This is a genomic window from Isoptericola sp. NPDC057391 (assembly GCF_042668085.1).
In the GTDB taxonomy this organism is placed as follows: domain Bacteria; phylum Actinomycetota; class Actinomycetes; order Actinomycetales; family Cellulomonadaceae; genus Isoptericola.
Genome location: NZ_JBHVBO010000335.1, coordinates 1 through 1,443 on the forward strand (window position 1 = coordinate 1; position 1,443 = coordinate 1,443).

The following is a 1,443-nucleotide window of genomic DNA, read 5'->3' on the forward strand; positions in this document are numbered from 1 at the left end:
GTTGCGGTGTCGTCCCGACCTCTCTATCTCGCGGGTCCGGGTTCTCTATCTCGCGGACTACGTCGACAGGTGGAAGTGGTCGTCCTCGGGGGCGGCGTCCGGGCCGGCGTCCATGTCGACGATGTCGACGTCGCCCTCGCGGTCCGGCTCGCCCGGCGGCAGGCCGAGGATCGCCTTCTCGTCCCGGCGGTGGCGCAGCACGTGCTCCACGTAGGACGCCGTGGCCTCGGGCATCGGGACGTCCCGCCCCGCCTGCTCGGAGATGAACCAGCGGTGGTCGAGGATCTCGTGGAAGAGCTGCGCCGGCTCGAGCTTGCGGCGCAGCTCGCGGGGGACGGCGCGGATGGTCGGCTGGAAGACGTTCTGCGACCAGTCGTGCGCGACCATCTGCGGGTCGTCCTCCTGGCGGTCGGTGGCCGCCACGTAGGAGTCGAGGTCGTTGAGGAGCCGGCGGGCCTGGTTGTCCTGCACGTCCAGGCCGGTGAGGCGGAACAGCCGGCGCGAGTGGTGCCCGGCGTCGACCACCTGGGGCTGGATGCGCACGGTGGTGCCGTCGATGTCCGTGGTGATCGACAGCTCGCCGACGTCGAAGCCCAGGTCGTTGAGCCGGTCGATGCGCGCCGCGACGCGCCAGCGCTCGTCGGACCCGAACGACTCGACGCCCGTGAGCGCCTCCCACAGCTCCGCGTACCGGGAGACGAGGGCGTCGCCGATCGCGATGGCGTCGACCTCCTCGTCGAGCAGCTCGCCCGCCTCGAGGTCGAACAGCTCGCCGATGATGTTGGTCCGGGCGAGGTCGACGTCGTAGGAGCGCTGACCGGGGGTGAGCTCGCGGTGCAGGTCGCCGGTCTCGGCGTCGACGAGGTAGGCGGCGAACTGGTGCGCGTCGCGCCGGAACAGCGTGTTCGACAGCGACACGTCACCCCAGTAGAAGCCGACCAGGTGCACGCGCACCAGCAGGACCGCCAGCGCGTCGATGAGGCGCGCGGCGGTGTCCGGGCGCAGCGCCTGGCTGAACACGGCCCGGTAGGGGAGCGAGAACGCGAGGTGCTCGGTGACGAGCGCGGCCTCGAGCGGACCGCCGTCGTCGTCCCGGCGGCCCGTCACGACGCCCACGGGGCGCACGGCGGGGATCTCCAGCTTGCGCAGCTGGCGCAGCAGGTCGTACTCGCGGAACGCGACCGACTCGCTGATCTCCTTGATCGCCAGCACGCGCCCGCCGAGGCGGACGAACCGCACGACGTGCCGCGAGATGCCGCGGGGGAGCGCGGCCAGCACGTCCGCGGGCCAGTCGGCCAGGGGGGCGCGCCACGGCAGGTCGAGCAGCGCGGAGTCCGGCGTCGCCGAAGTGATCTGCAGCTGTTCCACGTCGCTCCATACGTTGTGGGTGGGCTCGTGGCCCCCTTTCGCAGGAAATAGGGGCCACGAGCCCACCCACAACGC

The 1,443-nt window shown here is 71.8% G+C and carries 1 protein-coding gene; it reads right to left on the reverse strand.

Going from position 1 to position 1,443, the window contains the following annotated elements; translation table 11 throughout:
* Positions 1-57: 57 nt before the first annotated feature.
* Positions 58-1,368 carry a DUF4032 domain-containing protein gene (locus ACFUVW_RS20835; protein ID WP_430573198.1) on the reverse strand — a complete coding sequence of 437 codons (1,311 nt, stop codon included), beginning with the start codon at positions 1,366-1,368 and terminating at the stop codon, positions 58-60.
* Positions 1,369-1,443 lie beyond the last annotated feature (75 nt).